Annotated in this window: 15 protein-coding genes; all 15 read right to left on the bottom strand. The window is 61.2% G+C overall.

The window, feature by feature from the left end; translation table 11 throughout:
* Positions 1-21: 21 nt before the first annotated feature.
* A complete protein-coding gene (ftsZ, locus tag A8C75_RS05295) occupies positions 22-1,221 on the bottom strand; it encodes a cell division protein FtsZ (protein ID WP_067379121.1) in 1,200 nt (399 codons plus the stop codon).
* 88 nt (positions 1,222-1,309) lie between these two features.
* Entirely contained in the window at positions 1,310-2,605 is a 1,296-nt protein-coding gene (ftsA, locus tag A8C75_RS05290; RefSeq protein ID WP_067379118.1) for a cell division protein FtsA, read from the bottom strand.
* A gap of 4 nt (positions 2,606-2,609) precedes the next feature.
* Positions 2,610-3,404, bottom strand: a complete 795-nt coding sequence (locus tag A8C75_RS05285; protein WP_227820000.1) for a cell division protein FtsQ/DivIB — start codon at positions 3,402-3,404, stop codon at positions 2,610-2,612.
* 5 nt (positions 3,405-3,409) lie between these two features.
* Positions 3,410-4,369, bottom strand: a complete 960-nt coding sequence (locus tag A8C75_RS05280; protein ID WP_067379115.1) for a D-alanine--D-alanine ligase — start codon at positions 4,367-4,369, stop codon at positions 3,410-3,412.
* Between the two features lie 13 nt (positions 4,370-4,382).
* Positions 4,383-5,813, bottom strand: coding sequence for a UDP-N-acetylmuramate--L-alanine ligase (gene murC, locus A8C75_RS05275; protein ID WP_067379112.1), 1,431 nt, complete (start codon positions 5,811-5,813; stop codon positions 4,383-4,385).
* A gap of 165 nt (positions 5,814-5,978) precedes the next feature.
* On the bottom strand, positions 5,979-7,064 hold the full coding sequence (murG, locus tag A8C75_RS05270) for an undecaprenyldiphospho-muramoylpentapeptide beta-N-acetylglucosaminyltransferase (protein ID WP_067379110.1): 1,086 nt from the start codon (positions 7,062-7,064) through the stop codon (positions 5,979-5,981).
* Positions 7,061-8,284 (bottom strand): putative lipid II flippase FtsW, encoded by a 1,224-nt coding sequence (gene ftsW, locus A8C75_RS05265; protein WP_067379108.1) that lies wholly within the window; start codon positions 8,282-8,284, stop codon positions 7,061-7,063. Before ftsW ends, murG begins: the two co-directional genes overlap by 4 nt.
* Entirely contained in the window at positions 8,281-9,636 is a 1,356-nt protein-coding gene (murD, locus tag A8C75_RS05260; RefSeq protein WP_067379106.1) for a UDP-N-acetylmuramoyl-L-alanine--D-glutamate ligase, read from the bottom strand. The genes ftsW and murD overlap by 4 nt, the downstream gene beginning before the upstream one ends.
* A 103-nt stretch (positions 9,637-9,739) precedes the next feature.
* Positions 9,740-10,822 (bottom strand): phospho-N-acetylmuramoyl-pentapeptide-transferase, encoded by a 1,083-nt coding sequence (gene mraY, locus A8C75_RS05255; protein ID WP_067379104.1) that lies wholly within the window; start codon positions 10,820-10,822, stop codon positions 9,740-9,742.
* Positions 10,823-12,205: a UDP-N-acetylmuramoyl-tripeptide--D-alanyl-D-alanine ligase gene (locus tag A8C75_RS05250; protein ID WP_067379102.1), complete on the bottom strand. Its 1,383-nt coding sequence runs from the start codon at positions 12,203-12,205 to the stop codon at positions 10,823-10,825.
* Positions 12,202-13,701, bottom strand: a complete 1,500-nt coding sequence (locus tag A8C75_RS05245) for a UDP-N-acetylmuramoyl-L-alanyl-D-glutamate--2,6-diaminopimelate ligase (RefSeq protein ID WP_067379100.1) — start codon at positions 13,699-13,701, stop codon at positions 12,202-12,204. The genes A8C75_RS05250 and A8C75_RS05245 overlap by 4 nt, the downstream gene beginning before the upstream one ends.
* 1 nt (position 13,702) lies before the next feature.
* Positions 13,703-15,418: a peptidoglycan D,D-transpeptidase FtsI family protein gene (locus A8C75_RS05240; RefSeq protein ID WP_067379097.1), complete on the bottom strand. Its 1,716-nt coding sequence runs from the start codon at positions 15,416-15,418 to the stop codon at positions 13,703-13,705.
* Entirely contained in the window at positions 15,408-15,818 is a 411-nt protein-coding gene (ftsL, locus tag A8C75_RS05235) for a cell division protein FtsL (RefSeq protein ID WP_227819838.1), read from the bottom strand. Before ftsL ends, A8C75_RS05240 begins: the two co-directional genes overlap by 11 nt.
* A complete protein-coding gene (rsmH, locus tag A8C75_RS05230; protein WP_067379095.1) occupies positions 15,815-16,753 on the bottom strand; it encodes a 16S rRNA (cytosine(1402)-N(4))-methyltransferase RsmH in 939 nt (312 codons plus the stop codon). The genes ftsL and rsmH overlap by 4 nt, the downstream gene beginning before the upstream one ends.
* Before the next feature lie 36 nt (positions 16,754-16,789).
* Positions 16,790-17,245, bottom strand: a complete 456-nt coding sequence (gene mraZ, locus A8C75_RS05225) for a division/cell wall cluster transcriptional repressor MraZ (protein ID WP_067379093.1) — start codon at positions 17,243-17,245, stop codon at positions 16,790-16,792.
* Between the last annotated feature and the right edge of the window lie 217 nt (positions 17,246-17,462).

Genomic DNA, 17,462 nt, shown 5'->3' with positions numbered 1-17,462 from the left:
CACCCACCCGGGTAGCCTGCATCAATCTGCCTGACGGCGCAGGAAGGTCGGGATATCCAGTGCGCTGTATTCAGACTGCGCATTGTTGCCACCCTGGCGCAGCGATCCGCGGGGCGACTCGCCATCGGCGGGAGCGGCGGGATCATCCAGCATGGCTTCCTGACGCTTGCGACGCAGTACCGTCGGCAGTTCGATATCGTGCATGTTCAGGGCAGCATCGGGCTTGTAATTGCTGTTGCTGCTAACCACGCGAATTTCATCGGGACGCTTGTCCAGACCCGTCGCCACCACGGTCACCTTGAGGTCGTCCTTCATTTCCGGATCTATAACAGTACCCACCACTATGGTGGCGTTATCGGAGGCGTATTCCTCAACGATGTTACCCACTTCGGTAAATTCGCCCAGGCTCAGATCCAGACCCGCGGTGATGTTTACCAGAATGCCGCTGGCCCCCTTGAGGTCCACATCCTCCAGCAACGGGCTCTTGATGGCCGCTTCCGCCGCCAGGGTTGCACGGTCTTCGCCGCGGGCAATGCCGGTCCCCATCATCGCCATACCCATTTCGGACATGACAGTGCGCACGTCGGCGAAATCGACGTTGATCATGCCAGGGCGGGTGATCAGATCGGCGATGCCCTGCACGGCGCCCTTGAGCACATCATTCGCCGTATTGAAGGCGTTCAGCAGGCTGCAGTTGCGACCCAGCACCTGCATCAGCTTCTCATTGGGAATAATGATCAGGGAGTCGACCGAGTCACGCAGTTCACGAATGCCCTCTTCGGCAATCTTCATGCGTTTTTTGCCTTCAAACGGGAACGGCTTGGTCACCACCGCCACGGTCAGAATGCCCAGTTCACGCGCAACTTCGGCAACGATAGGCGCCGCACCTGTGCCCGTGCCGCCCCCCATGCCGGCGGTAATAAACACCATGTCGGCGCCACGGATCATATCCGCAATCCGCTCGCGGTCTTCGATGGCAGCCTGACGGCCGACTTCCGGATTGGCTCCGGCACCCAGGCCCTTGGTCAGCTCATTGCCAATCTGCAGCACCGAGCGCGAAGCGGAGTTGCTTAACGCCTGGGCATCAGTATTGGCACAGATAAACTCAACGCCATCAACGTCGCTGTTCAGCATGTGATGTACGGCATTGCCGCCACCGCCGCCCACACCAACAACCTTGATTATTGCGCTTTGTGGTACGTTATCGAGTAATTCAAACATATCCCCTTCCTCCGTTATAGCGCCTGCCAACTACATTCCGGCACCGTCAAAATACTAATAAGTTGTGATTCCGAGGCCGTCTGGCGCCTCAGAAATTTCCCTGAAACCATGTTTTCATGCGACCCAGCATCGAACCCACGCTGGGCAGTTCGGGCATCTGGATCTGGCGGCGCCGTGATGGCAGTTCCTGCATGGAACTGCGGGGCGACACTGCCGGTAACCTGTTCGTCGGCGACTGGTACTGGTGCTCCTGACGGGCGTAGTGCAGCAGACCGGTACCGGTGGCATAAATCGGGTTTTTCAGCACGTCTTCCATGCCGAAGACACCACTGGGTACCGCCAGGCGTACCGGCATATGGAAAATTTCCTCCGCCAGCTCCACCGCGCCTTCCATCTTGGCGCTGCCGCCTGTCATCACCAGACCCGCCGCCACCAGATCCTCAAAGCCGCTGCGGCGCAGCTCGGTCTGAATCAGCGAGAACAGCTCGTCGTAACGCGGTTCCACCACCTCAGCCAGTGCCTGACGGGACAGATCTCGCGCCGGGCGATCCCCCACGCTCGGCACCTTGATGGTTTCATTCACGCCGGCCAGCTGGGCCAGGGCGCAGGCATACTTGATCTTGATCTGCTCCGCGTGCGGCGTCGGCGTACGCAGTGCCATGGCGATGTCATTGGTCACCTGATCACCGGCAATCGGAATCACCGCTGTATGCCGAATGGCGCCGCCGATAAAGATGGCGATATCGGTGGTACCACCGCCGATGTCCACCATGCAGACACCCAGTTCCTTCTCGTCGTCGGTCAGCACCGCATAGCTCGAAGCAAGCTGTTCAAGCACCACGTGATCAACTTCGAGCCCGCAGCGGCGGATGCATTTTTCGATATTCTGCACCGCGTTGATGGCTCCGCTGACCAGATGCACCCGCGCTTCCAGCCGCACGCCGGACATGCCCAGGGGCTCGCGAATACCTTCCTGGTTATCGATCAGGTATTCCTGCGGCAGTATGTGCAGGATTTTCTGATCCGCCGGAATCGCCACTGCCCGCGCCGCATCAATGACCCGCTCCAGGTCGTGTTCGGTCACTTCCCGATCCTTGACCGCGACTATGCCGTGGGAATTCATGCTGCTGATATGGCTGCCGGCAATTCCTACGGTCACCGAGTGAATCTTGCAGCCGGCCATCAGCTCCGCTTCTTCCACCGCCCGCTGGATCGAGCTGACGGTGGATTCAATGTTTACCACCACGCCACGCTTGAGACCGCGGGAGGGCTGAGAGCCGACACCGATAATTTCAATGCGTCCGTCCGGGCCGACTTCGCCCACCAGGCAAACCACCTTGGAGGTGCCAATATCGAGCACCACGATCATGTTGCTGTCGGACATAGTTCTAACCCGCTTTCTCGTCTGTATCCGGTTTGGGCCGCCATTTGACGGCCACACCGTTGGTATACCGAATATCTACCTGTTCGATCTGCGTCGCGTGCTCCGCAAGCCCCTGACGGTAGATCTGAATAAATCGTGCCAGCCGCTCGGTTACCCGTTCACGGCCGACAACCACCCGCATGCCGTTGTCCAGCTCCAGCGTCCAGGCGCCCCGCGCCTCCAGCGACAGGCCACTGAGCTTCAGCCCGGCGCTCTGGAACATGCGGTTAAGATCATGAAACTGTGCCATCACCCGACCGGTATCACTGGCGGGCCCGTTGAGCCGTGGCAGCGCCACGTACTCAGGTTTCAGTTCGGGCCAGAAAATATCGCCCTCATGATTCAGCAACCCCTTGTCACCCCAGCGCGCCACCGGCACTTCCTCGTCGATGCGTACCTCGATCGCCGGTGGCCAGTCCCGCCGTACCTTGGCACCGCGCACCCAGGGCTCATCCAGCAATCGCTCCTGCACCCGGTTCAGATCCAGCTGCAGCAGCGGTGCATTCAGCCCCGCCGCCAGACGCTGGGCCAGCTCCGCCTTGTTCAGATGACGCGCATCGCCGAGCACCCGCACCTCGGTCACCGGCTGGTCCAGCCAGCGCCACACCTGCTGTGCCAGCGCAGTGCACAGACCGGCAAAGATCGCCAGCGACACCAGCACCAGCATCGAGCGCAGCAGTCCGCGCCTGGCGCCGGCAGACACCGCAAGCACCTGGGCATCCGGCACCGCACTGCGCGATGCCTGCCGCCCCTGCATCATCGCTGTCACTCAGCGCCTCGCAGTATCCGCACCACCAGCTCCTCAAAGCTGATGCCGGCCCGCTGCGCCGCCATGGGCACCAGGCTGTGATCGGTCATGCCGGGGGCGGTATTCACCTCCAGCAGATGGAACTGACCCGCAGCATCCTGCATCACGTCGATGCGCCCCCAGCCGCGGCAGCCGATCACCGCGAAGGCTTCGCAGGCCAGCGCTGCCAGCGCCTCGCTCTGGGTATCATCCAGACCGTGCTCAAACAGGTAACGGGTGTCATTGGCCTGATACTTGGCGTCGTAGTCATAAAACTCGTGCGGTGTTTCAAGGCGGATCACCGGCAGCGCGGTGCCATCCAGCACCGCCACCGTGAATTCGGCGCCGGTCAGCCACTGTTCGGCGATAACACTGCGGTCGTAGCGCAGCGCCTCGCCCAGGGCACTTTCGAACTGTGCCCGGTCGCGCACCTTGCTCATGCCCAGGCTCGAACCTTCATGGGCCGGCTTCACCATCACCGGGTAACCAAGGCGACGTTCGGCTTCATCCAGCATCTGAACCGAGGACAAGACCGCAAAGGGGGCTGTCGGCAGACCCGCACCGACAAACAGCTGCTTGCTGCGCAGCTTGTCCATGCCCAGCGCCGACGCTTCAACGCCACTGCCGGTATAGGCAATGCCGAGCATTTCCAGTACACCCTGGATCACGCCGTCTTCGCCGCCGCGCCCGTGCAGAATCAGAAAGGCCCGATCAATGGGCTGCGCCTGCAGCTGGGTTACCGGACAAAGGTCCTGGCTTTCACCATAGAGATCGATACCAAAGGCATCGACGCCGGCCCGGCCCAGCGCACTCAGCACCGCCGCACCGCTTTTCAGCGACACCGCGCGCTCGGCGGAATTCCCACCCATGATGACCGCCACCCGCCCAAGCTCTGCGGCCTCGGCGGCGGAAATCTGAAAATCGGCGACATTCGCCATAGTGCTTCCCCCGTCAGTCATGGGTCAGGCTCAGTGATTTAAGGTCATGCGCCAGGGCGGTGATATTGCCAGCACCCTGAGTCAGCAGCAGATCGCCGGGGCGCAGAATATCGCGCAGCACCTCGGCCACCTGCTCGTTGTTCTCGATATAAACCGGGTCGACGCGGCCACGCTGGCGGATACTGCGACACAGGCTGCGACTGTCGGCACCGGTCACCGGCTCTTCGCCAGCAGCGTAGACTTCCATCAGCAACAGGGTGTCGACCTCGGTCAGCACCTGCACGAAGTCCTCATACAGATCCCGGGTACGGCTGTAGCGGTGCGGCTGGTAGATCATCACCAGCCGGCGCTCGGGCCAGCCGTCACGCACGGCGCGGATGGTGGCCTGGACTTCACGCGGATGGTGGCCGTAGTCATCCACCAGCATGGCGCTGCCGCCATTGACCGGTACATCACCCAGCACCTGAAAGCGCCGACCGACACCCTCGAACTGTTCCAGTGCCCGGCAGATGGCGGCATCGCCGATGCCCTCGTCTGTCGCCACGGCGATGGTCGCCAGGGCATTGAGCACATTGTGCCGACCCGGCATGTTCAGGCTGATCTCAAGCTCGGCATGACCGTCCGGGCGCTGCACCCGAAAGCGCGTGCACATGCCGTTCTGACGCACATCGAAGGCCCGATAGTCGGCATCATCATTAAAACCGTAGGTCAGCATGGGGCGACCAATGTCGGGAATGATGTCGCGCACCACCTCGTCATCCGTACAGAGCACCGCCAGACCATAGAACGGCAGATTATGCAGAAAATCGACAAAGGTCTTTTTCAGGCGATTGAAGTCGCCCTCATAGGTATCCATGTGGTCGGCGTCGATGTTGGTGACTATGGCCACCATGGGCTGCAAGTGCAGGAAGGACGCGTCGCTTTCATCCGCTTCAGCCACCAGATAGCGGCTGCCGCCCATCTTGGCGTTGGTGCCGGCGCTGTTGAGACGGCCACCGATCACAAAGGTCGGATCCAGCCCGCCCTCGGCCAGCACTGAGGCGATCAGACTGGTGGTGGTGGTCTTGCCATGGGTGCCGGCCACGGCGATACCGTGGCGATAGCGCATCAGCTCGGCCAGCATTTCGGCGCGGGGAATGACCGGTATCCGGCGTTCGCGCGCGGCCATGACTTCAGGGTTCTGTTCATTGACTGCGGTGGAGGTCACCACCACATCGGCCCGTTCAACATGCTCCGCCGCATGGCCGATAAAGACCCCCGCGCCCAAGGATTCCAGCCGCTGCGTGGTGGCAGACGAGCGAATGTCGGAGCCAGTAACGGCATAGCCCTGGTTCAGCAACACTTCGGCAATGCCACACATGCCCACACCGCCGATGCCGACAAAGTGGATGCTGCGGATACGCCGCATTTCGGGTACTTCAAACACTGTCGGGCTCTTGTGCATTCGGTTACTCACTTTCAAACACTGTCAGGCTTTTACGCATTAAATGACTCACTTCTCGATGTCCTGACAGATTCGCACCACAGGCTCGGGTACTTCAAACTCTGTCGGACTCTTGTGCATCTGGTTACTCACTCTCAAACACTGTCAGGCTTTTGTGCATCTGGTTCATTTCATGGTTTCCAGGCAGATGCGCGCCACGTCGCGGCTGGCGTCCGGCCGGCCCTGGGCACGCGCAATCGTTGCCATGCCAAGCAGCGTGTCCCGGCTGCTCAGCTGTTCAAGTAGACTTTTCAGCGCCGTCTCATCCAGATCCCGCTGCTGAATCAGACGCGCAGCCCCCGGGCCCGCCAGGTAAGCGGCATTGCCGGTCTGATGGTCATCGACTGCAAACGGGAAAGGCACCAGCACCGCGGCGACGCCTGCGATGGACAGCTCGCTCACCGTCAGAGCTCCGGCCCGGCACAGCACCAGATCAGCCCAGCCATAGGCCTCATCCATGCGATCAATAAAGGGCACAACCTCGGCCTCGACACCACATTCCCGATACAGCGCCTGGGTCTCATCCAGCAGTTTCCTGCCGGTCTGATGCCGCACCAGCGGCCGCTGCTCGGGCGCAAGGGATGCCAGCACTCTGGGCAGCAGGTCGTTAATGGCACGGGCCCCCAGACTGCCACCCACCACCAGCAGACGCAGTGGCCCGGTGCGCCCCTGCATGCGTTCTTGCGGCGGTGCCAGCTCAAGGATGGCACCGCGTACCGGGTTGCCGGTCAGGGTAACGTCACGGCCGGCACCGAAAGCGCCACCGAAGGCTTCGAGCACTCGTGTCGCCATGCGCGCCAGAATGCGATTGGTCATGCCGGCGGTAGCGTTCTGTTCGTGTATCACCAGCGGGCGCCCCTGCAAGCGCGCCGCCAGTCCGCCGGGGCCTGCGGCAAAGCCGCCCATGCCCAGCACCAGGTCCGGCTGGTAGCGACGCAGCAGACACCAGGCCTGCCATAACGCCCGCACCAATCGCAGCGGCGCCAGCACAAGGCTCAGCCGGCCCTTGCCGCGCAGGCCGGCCACATCGATATAGTGCAGCTCAATGCCGGCCGCCGGTACCAGCTCAGACTCGATGCCCCGCCTGGTACCCAGCCACTCCACCTGTACGCCTTCACGCTGCAGCTCCTGCGCCGTGGCCAGCGCCGGGAACACATGGCCGCCCGTACCGCCGGCCATAACCAGCACCTTTTTACCCTGCCAGGCCGTCATGCCACGGACTCCGTTACTTGCGCACCCGTACCGGCACGACGACGCCTGCGCGAACGCGGCGCCTCGGCCGCCAGACGCTTGGTTTTAAGCTCAAAATCGATTCGCAGCACTATGGCAATCATGGCGCAGCACACCAGCAAGCTGCTGCCGCCGTAGCTCAGCAGCGGCAGTGTCAGCCCCTTGGTGGGCAAGGCGCCGACATTCACGCCTATATTGATCAGCGCCTGGCCTGCGAAGATAAAGCCAAATCCATAGGCGGCGTACGCCATGAAAAACTCTTTCTGTTTCTCCGCCTGACGCCCGATCAGGAAGACCCGCGTCACCAGCACCACATAAAGACAGATCACCAGCAGCGCGCCTATCAGGCCAAACTCCTCCGCCAGCACCGAGAACACGAAATCGGTATGGGCTTCCGGCAGGTAGAAGAGTTTTTGCACACTGCTGCCAAGGCCGGTACCGAACCAGTCACCACGACCAAAAGCGATCTGTGCCTGGGACAGCTGATAGCCGGCACCAAAGGGATCGGACCAGGGGTCCTGGAAGGATTTCAGGCGTTCCATACGATACGGCTGGGCGATGGCCAGCACAGCAATCAGCGAACCGGCGCCGCAGGTAACAATCAGAAACTGCCCAAAACGCATGCCGCCCAGAAAGATCATGCCCATGACCGTACCCATCAGCACCACCGCCGCACCGTAGTCGGGTTCCATGATCAGCAGGAACACCAGGATACCCAGCGGCAGCGCAGGCTTGGCCACGCCGGTCCAGCTGCTGCGCACCTCGGTCAGGCGCCGTACCAGATAACCGCTGAGGTAGAGCACCATAAAGAACTTGGCAATTTCCGACGCCTGCAGGTTGATCGGGCCCAGGCCGATCCAGCGCCGGCTGCCGTTCACCTCACGGCCGACACCGGGAATCAGCACCAGCAACAGCAGCAGCAGCGCCACCAGCAGCAGTATCGGCCCCATGCGGTGCCAGAAAGCCAGCGGGATGCGCGACACCACCAGTGCCAGCACCAGCCCCATGATCATGAAAATGCCGTGGCGGATACTGAAGAAAAAAGCCCCGCCAAAACGCTCAGCCGCCACGTCCATCGACGCCGAGGTGATCATGACAAAACCGGTCAGTACCAGGCTGACGGCGGCCAGCAGCAGCCAGGGGTCGAACGGTAGCGCCCCCTGCTGCAGTGGCTGCAATGCCTGCCAGTACTTTTTGATCATGCCAGGGCCCTCACTGCGGTCACAAAGCTGCGACCGCGCTCCGGATAGCCACTGAACATGTCAAAGCTGGCGCAGGCCGGCGACAGCAGCACTATGTCACCGGGCCGGGCCAGGCTAGCAGCCTGCTGTACCGCATCATCCATGGACTGGGCATAGACACGGGGGACGGTACTGATAGCGGCATCAATGCGCGCTGCGTCGCGACCGATCAGCACCAGCGCGCGGGCATAGCGATCGAGCGGCCCATCCAGTTCGGTAAACTCGGCGCCCTTGCCATCGCCACCGGCGATCAGCACAAGACCTGCGCCCGTAGCCAGGGTCGGCCCCAGCCCGTTCAAGGCAGCCACAGTGGCGCCAACATTGGTGCCCTTGGAATCATTGACGTAGGCGACACCGGCGACATCCGCGACCCATTCACAGCGGTGCTCCAGGCCACCAAAGGTGCGCAGCGCCTGCAGCATGGCGGCCATCGGCAGACCGGCCGCCTGACCGATGGCCAGTGCCGCCAGCGCATTGCTGACATTATGGGTACCGCGGATACGCAGCTCGCTCACCGCCAGCAAGCGCTCGCGGCCCAGCGCCAGCCAGTCCTGCCCCGCGTCATCCTGCAGCAAGCCAAAGCGCTTCAGGTCAGGCGTGCCCAGGTGATACAGCCAGGTTTCCACACCCTTGGGCAACAGCGGGTGGGTCAATGGATCGTCCTTGTTCTCCACCACCTTGCGGGCTCCGCGAAAGATGCGGTGCTTGGCGCGGTAGTAGTCCTGCACGCTGTCGTAGCGATCCAGATGATCGGGGCTGATATTCAGCACAGTAGCGACTTCGGCACGCAGGTCGGAGGTCGTTTCCAGCTGAAAGCTCGACAGTTCCAGCACATAGAGCGCCTGCTCACCGCCGGCCAGCATGTCCAGCACCGGTGTTCCCAGGTTGCCGCCGACACCCACATCAATGCCCGCCGCCACCGCCATATCACCCACCAGGGTCGTGACGGTACTCTTGGCATTGGAACCGGTGATGGCAATGACCGGAGCGCTGATCGCGCGACAAAACAGATCAATATCACCGGTCAGGCGCACCCCGGCCGCAACCGCCTGGCGGATCGCCGGGTGACTCTGGGCCACACCGGGGCTCAGCACCAGCTCGTCGGCGCGCGCCAGAAAATCACCATCCAGCTCACCGCAATGCACGTCCACATCCGGTGCAAGCGCGCGCAGCTCGTCGAGTCCCGGCGGCGCCTGGCGGGTATCCACCACGGCAAAGCGACGGCCAAGACGCTGCAAATGCCGCGCACAGGAGAGCCCGGTCTTGCCCAGACCGATCACCACTGTTAGCCGATCACTCGAAATCAGACTCATCTATCTCTCATTCCCTGTTGCACCATTATCAAGAACCGCATCACCGGTGATACCCAACTCGCCACCTTTCACCTTTCACCTTTCACCTTTTACCTCGCACCTTTTACCTGATCTTCAGCGTCGCCAGGCCGATCAACACCAGCACCACGGTAATGATCCAGAAGCGCACTATCACCCGTGGCTCCGGCCAGCCTTTGAGCTCAAAGTGGTGATGAATCGGTGCCATCCTGAAGATCCGCCGGCCGGTCAGCTTGAACGAGGCCACCTGCAGGATCACCGACACGGTTTCCATCACGAAGACGCCGCCCATGATCACCAGCACCAGTTCCTGGCGCACGATCACCGCCACTGTGCCCAGCGCAGCCCCCAGGGCCAGAGCACCGACATCACCCATGAATACCTGGGCCGGATAGGTGTTGAACCAGAGAAATCCCAGTCCCGCGCCGACGATGGCACCGCAGAAAATAATCACCTCACCGGCACCGGCGATATAGGGAATATTCAGATAATTGGCGAACTGACTGTGACCGGTCAGGTAGGCGAAAACCGCCAGCGCGCCGGCCACCATGACCGTGGGCATGATGGCCAGCCCATCCAGACCGTCGGTGAGGTTGACCGCATTGGAGCTGCCTACAATGACGAAATAGGTAAAGACGATAAAGAAAATGCCAAGATCCAGCGCCACTTCCTTGAAGAAGGGCACGATAAGCGTGGTTTCGGCCACACCCGGCGCCGTGCTATAGAGGGCGATGGCAGCGCCCAGACCACCGACGGACTGCCAGAAATATTTCCAGCGTGCCGGCAGACCACGGGAGTTTTTCTCCACCACCTTGCGCCAGTCATCGACCCAGCCCACGGCGCCGAAAATGAAAGTCACACCCATCAGAATCCAGACGTAGCGGTTACCCAGATCACTCCACAAAAAGGTACTGATGCCGATCGCCAGCAGAATCAGGCCGCCGCCCATGGTCGGCGTGCCGGCCTTGCTAAGGTGAGACTGGGGGCCGTCATTGCGCACCGACTGACCGATCTGGCGAGTCTTCAGCAGGCTGATCAGGCGCGGACCGGCGAACAGCGAGATCGCCAGCGCCGTCAGCACACCCAGAATGCCGCGCAGCGTAATGTATTGAAACACAGCAAAGCCTTTAAAATACTGCGTCATAAACTCGGCAAAAATAACCAGCATCTAGTGAAATTCCCCTTGCGCCAGGCCAGATACGACCTGATCCATAGCGGCGCTGCGCGACCCTTTGACCAGCAGGGTCAGCTGCGCATGCGCCAGTGTATTAAGTGTGCCGATCAACTCGGCTCTGCTAGCAAAATTCTGCCCATCGCTGCCGCCCTGACTGCAATAGGCCGCAACCGCGTGACGACACAGGGGGCCGGTGGCATAAAAGTGATCCAGCCCCGCCGCCGCCGCATAGGCACCGATATCGGCGTGCTGCTGTGCGGCATCAGGACCGAGTTCCGCCATGTCACCGAGCACCAGTACGCGTTCACCCGGCAGGCTCGCCAGGACATCAATGGCGGCCTTGACCGACGCCGGATTGGCGTTATAGCTGTCATCAATCAGCCGACAGCCGGCTACGCCCGCTATCGGTTTCATGCGCCCGGCCACCGCCTCGAAACGCTCCAGCCCCTGCACGATCAGGCTCAGATCCAGACCCGCGGCAAAGGCCGCCGCCGCCGCCGCCAGGGCATTGGCGACGTTGTGACGTCCCAGCACCCGCAAGCGCACCGCAGCACGCTGCTCACCGACAACCAGCTCAAAGCCATGACAGCCATTGGGCTGGTAATACAGATCCCTGGCCGTCACATCCACATCGCTGCGCTCTAACCCGAAACTCAGTACCCGGCGTTGCTCCAGCTGTCGCAGCCAGGTATCCGCATGGGGATCATCGGCATTGACCACCGCCGTGCCACCGGCATTGAGACCATTGAAGATCTCGCCCTTGGCCCGCACGACCCCCTCCAGCGATCCGAAACCTTCGAGGTGCGCGCCAAAGGCATTGTTCAGCACCGCCACATCGGGCCTGGCCAGTCCCGACACATAGTCGATCTCGCCGGGGCCACTGGCGCCCATCTCGATCACGGCATAACGGTGCTGCTGTTCCAGCTCGAACAGCGTCAGCGGCACGCCGATGTCGTTGTTCAGGTTGCCACGGGTTGCCAGCGTAGGGCCTGCGCCGGCCAGTATGGTAGCAAGCATTTCCTTAACAGAAGTTTTACCGCTGCTGCCTGTGACCGCTATTAGTGGGCCTGCGAAAAAGGTGCGATTGTATTGCGCAATGGCACCGAGCGCGAGTCGTGTATCGGCGACAACCAGCTGCGGTATCGCCAGTGGCAGCAGGCGTTCGACCACCGCCGCTACCGCGCCCTGGCTTTGGGCCTGGGCGACAAAGTCGTGAGCATCAAAATTTTCACCGCGCAACGCCACAAACAGGTCACCCGGCTGAATCCTGCGGGTATCCGTACTGACACGACCAATGCTGATGGCACCGCCAGTGCCACCTTCAAGACGCCCATCCAGTACCGGTACCAGCTCGGCAAGACTGAAACTTCCGATCATGACAGCGCCCCCTGTTTGCGCCTGTCCAGCGCCTGCTGCGCGATCAACTGATCGCTGAACGGACGGCGCTGGCCGTTAACTTCCTGATAATCCTCATGCCCCTTGCCCGCAATCAGCACTATATCGCCCGTACCCGCACGGGCCAGGGTCTGCTGGATCGCCCTTGCACGGTCAGGCTCCACCTCGCAGACAGTGGCACTGTCGATACCGTCCTGAATCATGCCGATGATGCGTGCCGGGTCTTCGCTGCGCGGATTGTCGCTGGTGATCACCAGCCGATCCGCCAGGCGCGCGGCAATGCTGCCCATCTGGGCGCGCTTGCCGGTGTCGCGATCACCGCCGCAGCCAAACAGACACCAGAGCTGACCTTCAACATGATCGGCCAGCGCCTGCAGCGCCTTTTCCAGCGCATCCGGCGTATGGGCATAATCGATAACCACCAGCGGCAGGGCGCCGCCGCCAAAGCACTCCATGCGACCGCACACCGGCGTCAGGCCATTGAGGCCACGCTGCAGCTGGTCACGGTCAAGCCCGGCCAGCTGCAGCACCGCGGCGCTGAGCAGCAGGTTGCTGAGATTGAAGTGCCCCAGCAGGCGGTTTTCTATATCCATCTCGCCCAGCTGTGTGTGCAGTCGCAACTGCATGCCGCTGCTGTTGAGCTGACTGCTGAGCGGGTAAATATCTGCGCTCGCCGTAGTACCAAAAGCCAGTACCTGGCGTGCATCGACAAAAGAGCGCTGCAGCAAGCTGCGCCCAAAAGCATCATCGGCATTAATTGCCAGCAGCGGTACCGCCATGGCATCGAACAGCCGCGCCTTGGCGGCGCCGTACGCCTCCATGGAACCGTGATAGTCCAGATGGTCGCGGCTCAGGTTGCTGAATGCCGCCACATCAAAAGCAATGCCCTGGACCCGCCCCTGTTCCAGCGCGTGGGACGATACTTCCATCACCACCGTATCTGCGCCCTGGCGGCGGAAATCTGCCAGCAGGCGCTGCAGTGCGATGGGATCAGGCGTGGTGTGGCTGGCACTTGCCAGAGCATCAATAAAGCCGTTGCCCACGGTGCCGATCAGCGCCGTACGCCGCCCGGCAAGGTTCAGCGCCTGGGCAATGTAATGACTGCAGGAGGTCTTGCCGTTGGTGCCGGTCACGCCAATCATCTGCATGGCTCGGCTCGGCTCGCCATAGAACAGGGATGCCATGGGGCCAATACGCCCCGCCAGATGCGAAATGGCCAGCACCGGCACACCAAAATCAGCCTCGGCGATCGCTGCCACTTCAGCCGCATCCACCAGCACGGCGACGGCACCAAGGGCGACCGCCGCAGGAATGAAATCGACACCCCTATGGGTCAATCCCGGCCGGGCGAAAAACAGCTCACCGGCCTGTAACGTGCGGCTGTCCTGGGACAGCCCCCCGATAACGAGCGAAGCCAGAGGGGTGTTAACCGCCTCTGGCAGGAGCTGTTGCAATCTAACTTGCGCGATTGGAGTCATGCTATTTCATTGCCACCCGCTTGGTATCCTTCTCCGGCCAGTCATCCGGCGCCACGTTCAACAACCGCAGAGCACCGGCCGCAATACGCGAAAATACCGGCGCCGCCACCAGGCCCCCGAAATATTCCTGCCCCTTGGGATTATCGATCATCACCACCATGACCAGCTCCGGATTTTCCACCGGCGCTACGCCGGCAAAGACCGACACATACTGATCGGCGATATAACCCCCGGCACCGATCTTGTGGGTCGTACCCGTCTTGCCGGCAACGCGATACCCCGGCACCTGGGCACGGGTGCCGGTACCGCCGCTGTTGGTTACCGTTTCCATCATCGCCAGTACCTCTTTTGCCACCTGCTCCGGCATCACCCGCACCATCGGTGATGGTTCACTCTGCTTCAGCAGGGAAACCGGGCGAATCATGCCGCCACTGGCAAAAGGCGTATAAGCGTGCGCGAGCTGCAGCGGTGTTACCGAAAGCCCGTAGCCGTATGACATGGTTGCCCGCTCCACCACTTGCTTTTCCGTCACATAGGGCAGAGAGCCTGACTGTTCGCCCGGGAAGCCCGTACCCGGCACCTGCCCCAGACCCACATTGACCATCAGATTGCGTACTGCATCGCCGTGCATACTGAGGGCCAGCTTGGTCACGCCAACGTTGCTGGACTTGGTAATAATGCCGGTGAGATCCAGGATGCCATAATTTCGGTGATCCCGAATGGTATGCCCTTTGAGTCGAATGTAACCGGGGGAGACATCCACCGGCGTATCGGCCTGGTACTGACCACTCATCAGCGCGGCCGCCACGGTAAGGGACTTCATGGGTGAGCCGGGCTCGAACAGGTCCGTCAGGGCACGGTTGCGCAATGCGCTGCTGCTGAGCTTGCTGCGATCATTGGGGTTGTAGGATGGCTGGTTTACCATCGCCAGCACCTCGCCGGTGTGGGCATTGAGCACCACCGCCGCCGCGCCGTCGGCCTTGTGAACCTGCACCGCGGCCTTGAGTTCGCGATACGCCAGATACTGCAACCGCAGATCGATGCTCAGCTGCAGATTGCGGCCCGGGTCAGATTCCTCCACCGAACGAATATGCTTGATGGTGCGACCCAGCCGATCCTTGAGTACCAGCTTGCTGCCAGGATCACCGCGCAGCCAGTCGTTGTAGGCCAGCTCCATGCCCTCCTGACCTTCGCCGTCGACATTGGTAAAGCCCACCAGGTGGCTGGTGACTTCGGCCGCCGGATAGTAGCGCTTGTACTCCCGATCCACATGGATGCCAGGCACCCGCAACGCCGCGACCTGCTGGGACAGCTCCGGTGACACCTGCCGCCGCAGATAGATGAACTGGCGTGACTTGAATTCGTTGAGGCGATCCAGCAGCTCGGTACGATCCATCTCCAGCAGCTGAGCCAGACGCCCGAGGGACGGGTGGTTCAGGTCGGCCTTGCCGGGATCGGCCCAGATGGTCGCCACAGGTGCGCTCACCGCCAAAGGCTCACCGTTGCGGTCGGTAATCTGACCACGGTGCGCCGGAATCAGCATGGTACGCAGGGTACGGGCATCCCCCTGGCTCTGCAGAAACGCCTGATCCTGGCCATAGAGGGAGAACAGTTTGAACAGGATGGCCGTGGCGATGATCGCCAGCAACCCAAACAGCAGCATCAGCCGCCAGCTTTTGGCCGCCTGATTATCGACTTTGCCCGACTCAGCGCTCATGACGCACAATCTCAATCATGCCAGGCTCCGGCACCAGCATGGCCAGGCGCTTGCTGGCAATCTGCTCGATACGGTTGTTCGCCGCCCAGGCGCTTTCTTCCAGCACCAGCTGGCCCCACTCCACCTGGAGTTCATCCCAGTTGGCAACCAGATTCTGATGCTGGTTAAACAGAATACGGTACTGATAGGCACTGAAAATCACCGCCATGGCGCTGCCAACCAGCAACAGCACCAGCACCAGCAACACCATCGCCGGACGTGCCAGCTCTGCGGCGCGGAACAGACGCAACGACGCCGCAGGGGCAGATTGGGTATCTGTCACTGCGGCGTCGGCGGATTTCCAGACCTGCAACCGGTGCAAGAGCGGGAACTGGCGCCAATCCATGGCTGGCAATTTCATTTGATACGCACCGCGACTCGCATGACCGCGCTGCGCGCACGGGGATTCTGCTGAACTTCGCCGGGGCTGGCCTTGATCGCCTTGCCGGCAGATTTAAGACGCTGCTGCAACATATCCTGGGTTACAGGAATGCCACGCGGCAGATGCTCGTCACCCTTCACGTGCTTGCGAATGAAGCGTTTGACGATGCGATCTTCCAGCGAATGAAAGCTGATCACCACCAGGCGACCTCCTATCGACAGCAAATCCAGTGCCTGGTCCAGGCAACGCTCAAGGTCTTCCAGTTCCCGGTTTATATGAATCCGGATAGCCTGAAAGGCTCGCGTCGCCGGATGTTTCCCCTTCTCCCAGGCAGGGTTCGCTTCCGCGATAATCTTGGCCAACTGCGCCGTGGTGGTGATCTGCACCTCTTGGCGCGCCGCAACAACGGCGCGCGCCATACGTCGGGCGAAGCGCTCTTCACCATAGGTGAAGATCACATCCGCTATTTCCTTTTCATCGGCCGTCGCGATCCACTGCGCCGCGCTCTGACCCACATCGGGATTCATCCGCATATCCAGCGGACCTTCATTCAGAAAACTAAAACCGCGCGTGGCATCGTCCAGCTGGGGCGAACTCACGCCCAGATCCAGCAGAATGCCGCCGACCTTGCCGGCGAGCTGACGTGCACGCACATACTGATCCATATCCGCAAAAGAGCCGCGTTCGATCTCAAAACGGGGCTCTTCGCCAAAGCGCTCAGCGGCGTAGGTGATCGCCTCGGGGTCCTTGTCGATCGCCAGCACGCGGCCATTTGACTGCAGCTGTTCCAGAATCAGCCCGCTGTGACCGCCTCGCCCAAAGGTGCCGTCTATATAGAAGGCATCCGGGTCCTGCACCAGGGCCTCGACGGCCTCGTGCAGCAATACGGTGGTGTGACTGAAATCCTGTATCATTCGCGCTCGACAACCTGTTTGCTGTAATCATTTGGCTTACAGTGACAGCGTCTGCAACTCATCCGGCAGCGCCATACCACCCTCTACATCCTTCAGATACTGCTCGCGGGTCTGGTTCCAGAGATCTTCACTCCAGATCTCGAACTTGCGACCCTGTCCCAGCAATATCACCTTCTTGTCGAGTCCCGCGTATTCGCGCAACGGCGCCGTCAGCAGCAATCGGCCGCTGCCATCCATCTCCAGATCCGTGGCATGGCCAATCAGGAGTCGCTGGATACGCCGCGCAGCCGGGTTAAAACTCGGCAAGGCCTCGATTTTCTGCTGAATCTGTTCCCATTCGGGCAGTGGGTAGAGCAACAGACAACGCTCTTCGGTATCAATGGTGGCAACCAGACAACCCTCGCATCCCGCCTGAATCTGCTGGCGATAGCGTGCCGGAATGGCCATGCGGCCCTTGGCATCGAGATTGATCGGGTTCACACCACGAAACATGGGGCTGTCATCCTCTGCTTAGAGCACTTTTCACCACAAAATTCCCATAATTACCCACATCTGCCCACTTTACCCCACTTGCGCATACTATAGAAACTAACCACAGGCAATGCAAGGCAGCCGCAGTGGCACCTTCCATGGAGATAAGCGAACGCATTAGCTAATTTAAAGCCACTGACAGGGCGTCTAAGGTGGCTGGAAAATAACTGATATAGGA

It is taken from the genome of Marinobacterium aestuarii (assembly GCF_001651805.1).
GTDB lineage: Bacteria > Pseudomonadota > Gammaproteobacteria > Pseudomonadales > Balneatricaceae > Marinobacterium_A > Marinobacterium_A aestuarii.
Note: the sequence above shows the minus strand (reverse complement) of the source record. Positions and strands in the feature narration are given on the sequence as shown.

What these genes read in the sequence shown, in the direction of transcription:
- ftsZ (WP_067379121.1), bottom strand. Translation starts at nt 1,221, where the DNA reads ATGTTTGAATTACTCGATAACGTACCACAAAGCGCAATAATCAAGGTT.
- ftsA (WP_067379118.1), bottom strand. Translation starts at nt 2,605, where the DNA reads ATGTCCGACAGCAACATGATCGTGGTGCTCGATATTGGCACCTCCAAG.
- A8C75_RS05285 (WP_227820000.1), bottom strand. Translation starts at nt 3,404, where the DNA reads ATGATGCAGGGGCGGCAGGCATCGCGCAGTGCGGTGCCGGATGCCCAG.
- A8C75_RS05280 (WP_067379115.1), bottom strand. Translation starts at nt 4,369, where the DNA reads ATGGCGAATGTCGCCGATTTTCAGATTTCCGCCGCCGAGGCCGCAGAG.
- murC (WP_067379112.1), bottom strand. Translation starts at nt 5,813, where the DNA reads ATGCACAAGAGCCCGACAGTGTTTGAAGTACCCGAAATGCGGCGTATC.
- murG (WP_067379110.1), bottom strand. Translation starts at nt 7,064, where the DNA reads ATGACGGCCTGGCAGGGTAAAAAGGTGCTGGTTATGGCCGGCGGTACG.
- ftsW (WP_067379108.1), bottom strand. Translation starts at nt 8,284, where the DNA reads ATGATCAAAAAGTACTGGCAGGCATTGCAGCCACTGCAGCAGGGGGCG.
- murD (WP_067379106.1), bottom strand. Translation starts at nt 9,636, where the DNA reads ATGAGTCTGATTTCGAGTGATCGGCTAACAGTGGTGATCGGTCTGGGC.
- mraY (WP_067379104.1), bottom strand. Translation starts at nt 10,822, where the DNA reads ATGCTGGTTATTTTTGCCGAGTTTATGACGCAGTATTTTAAAGGCTTT.
- A8C75_RS05250 (WP_067379102.1), bottom strand. Translation starts at nt 12,205, where the DNA reads ATGATCGGAAGTTTCAGTCTTGCCGAGCTGGTACCGGTACTGGATGGG.
- A8C75_RS05245 (WP_067379100.1), bottom strand. Translation starts at nt 13,701, where the DNA reads ATGACTCCAATCGCGCAAGTTAGATTGCAACAGCTCCTGCCAGAGGCG.
- A8C75_RS05240 (WP_067379097.1), bottom strand. Translation starts at nt 15,418, where the DNA reads ATGAGCGCTGAGTCGGGCAAAGTCGATAATCAGGCGGCCAAAAGCTGG.
- ftsL (WP_227819838.1), bottom strand. Translation starts at nt 15,818, where the DNA reads ATGAAATTGCCAGCCATGGATTGGCGCCAGTTCCCGCTCTTGCACCGG.
- rsmH (WP_067379095.1), bottom strand. Translation starts at nt 16,753, where the DNA reads ATGATACAGGATTTCAGTCACACCACCGTATTGCTGCACGAGGCCGTC.
- mraZ (WP_067379093.1), bottom strand. Translation starts at nt 17,245, where the DNA reads ATGTTTCGTGGTGTGAACCCGATCAATCTCGATGCCAAGGGCCGCATG.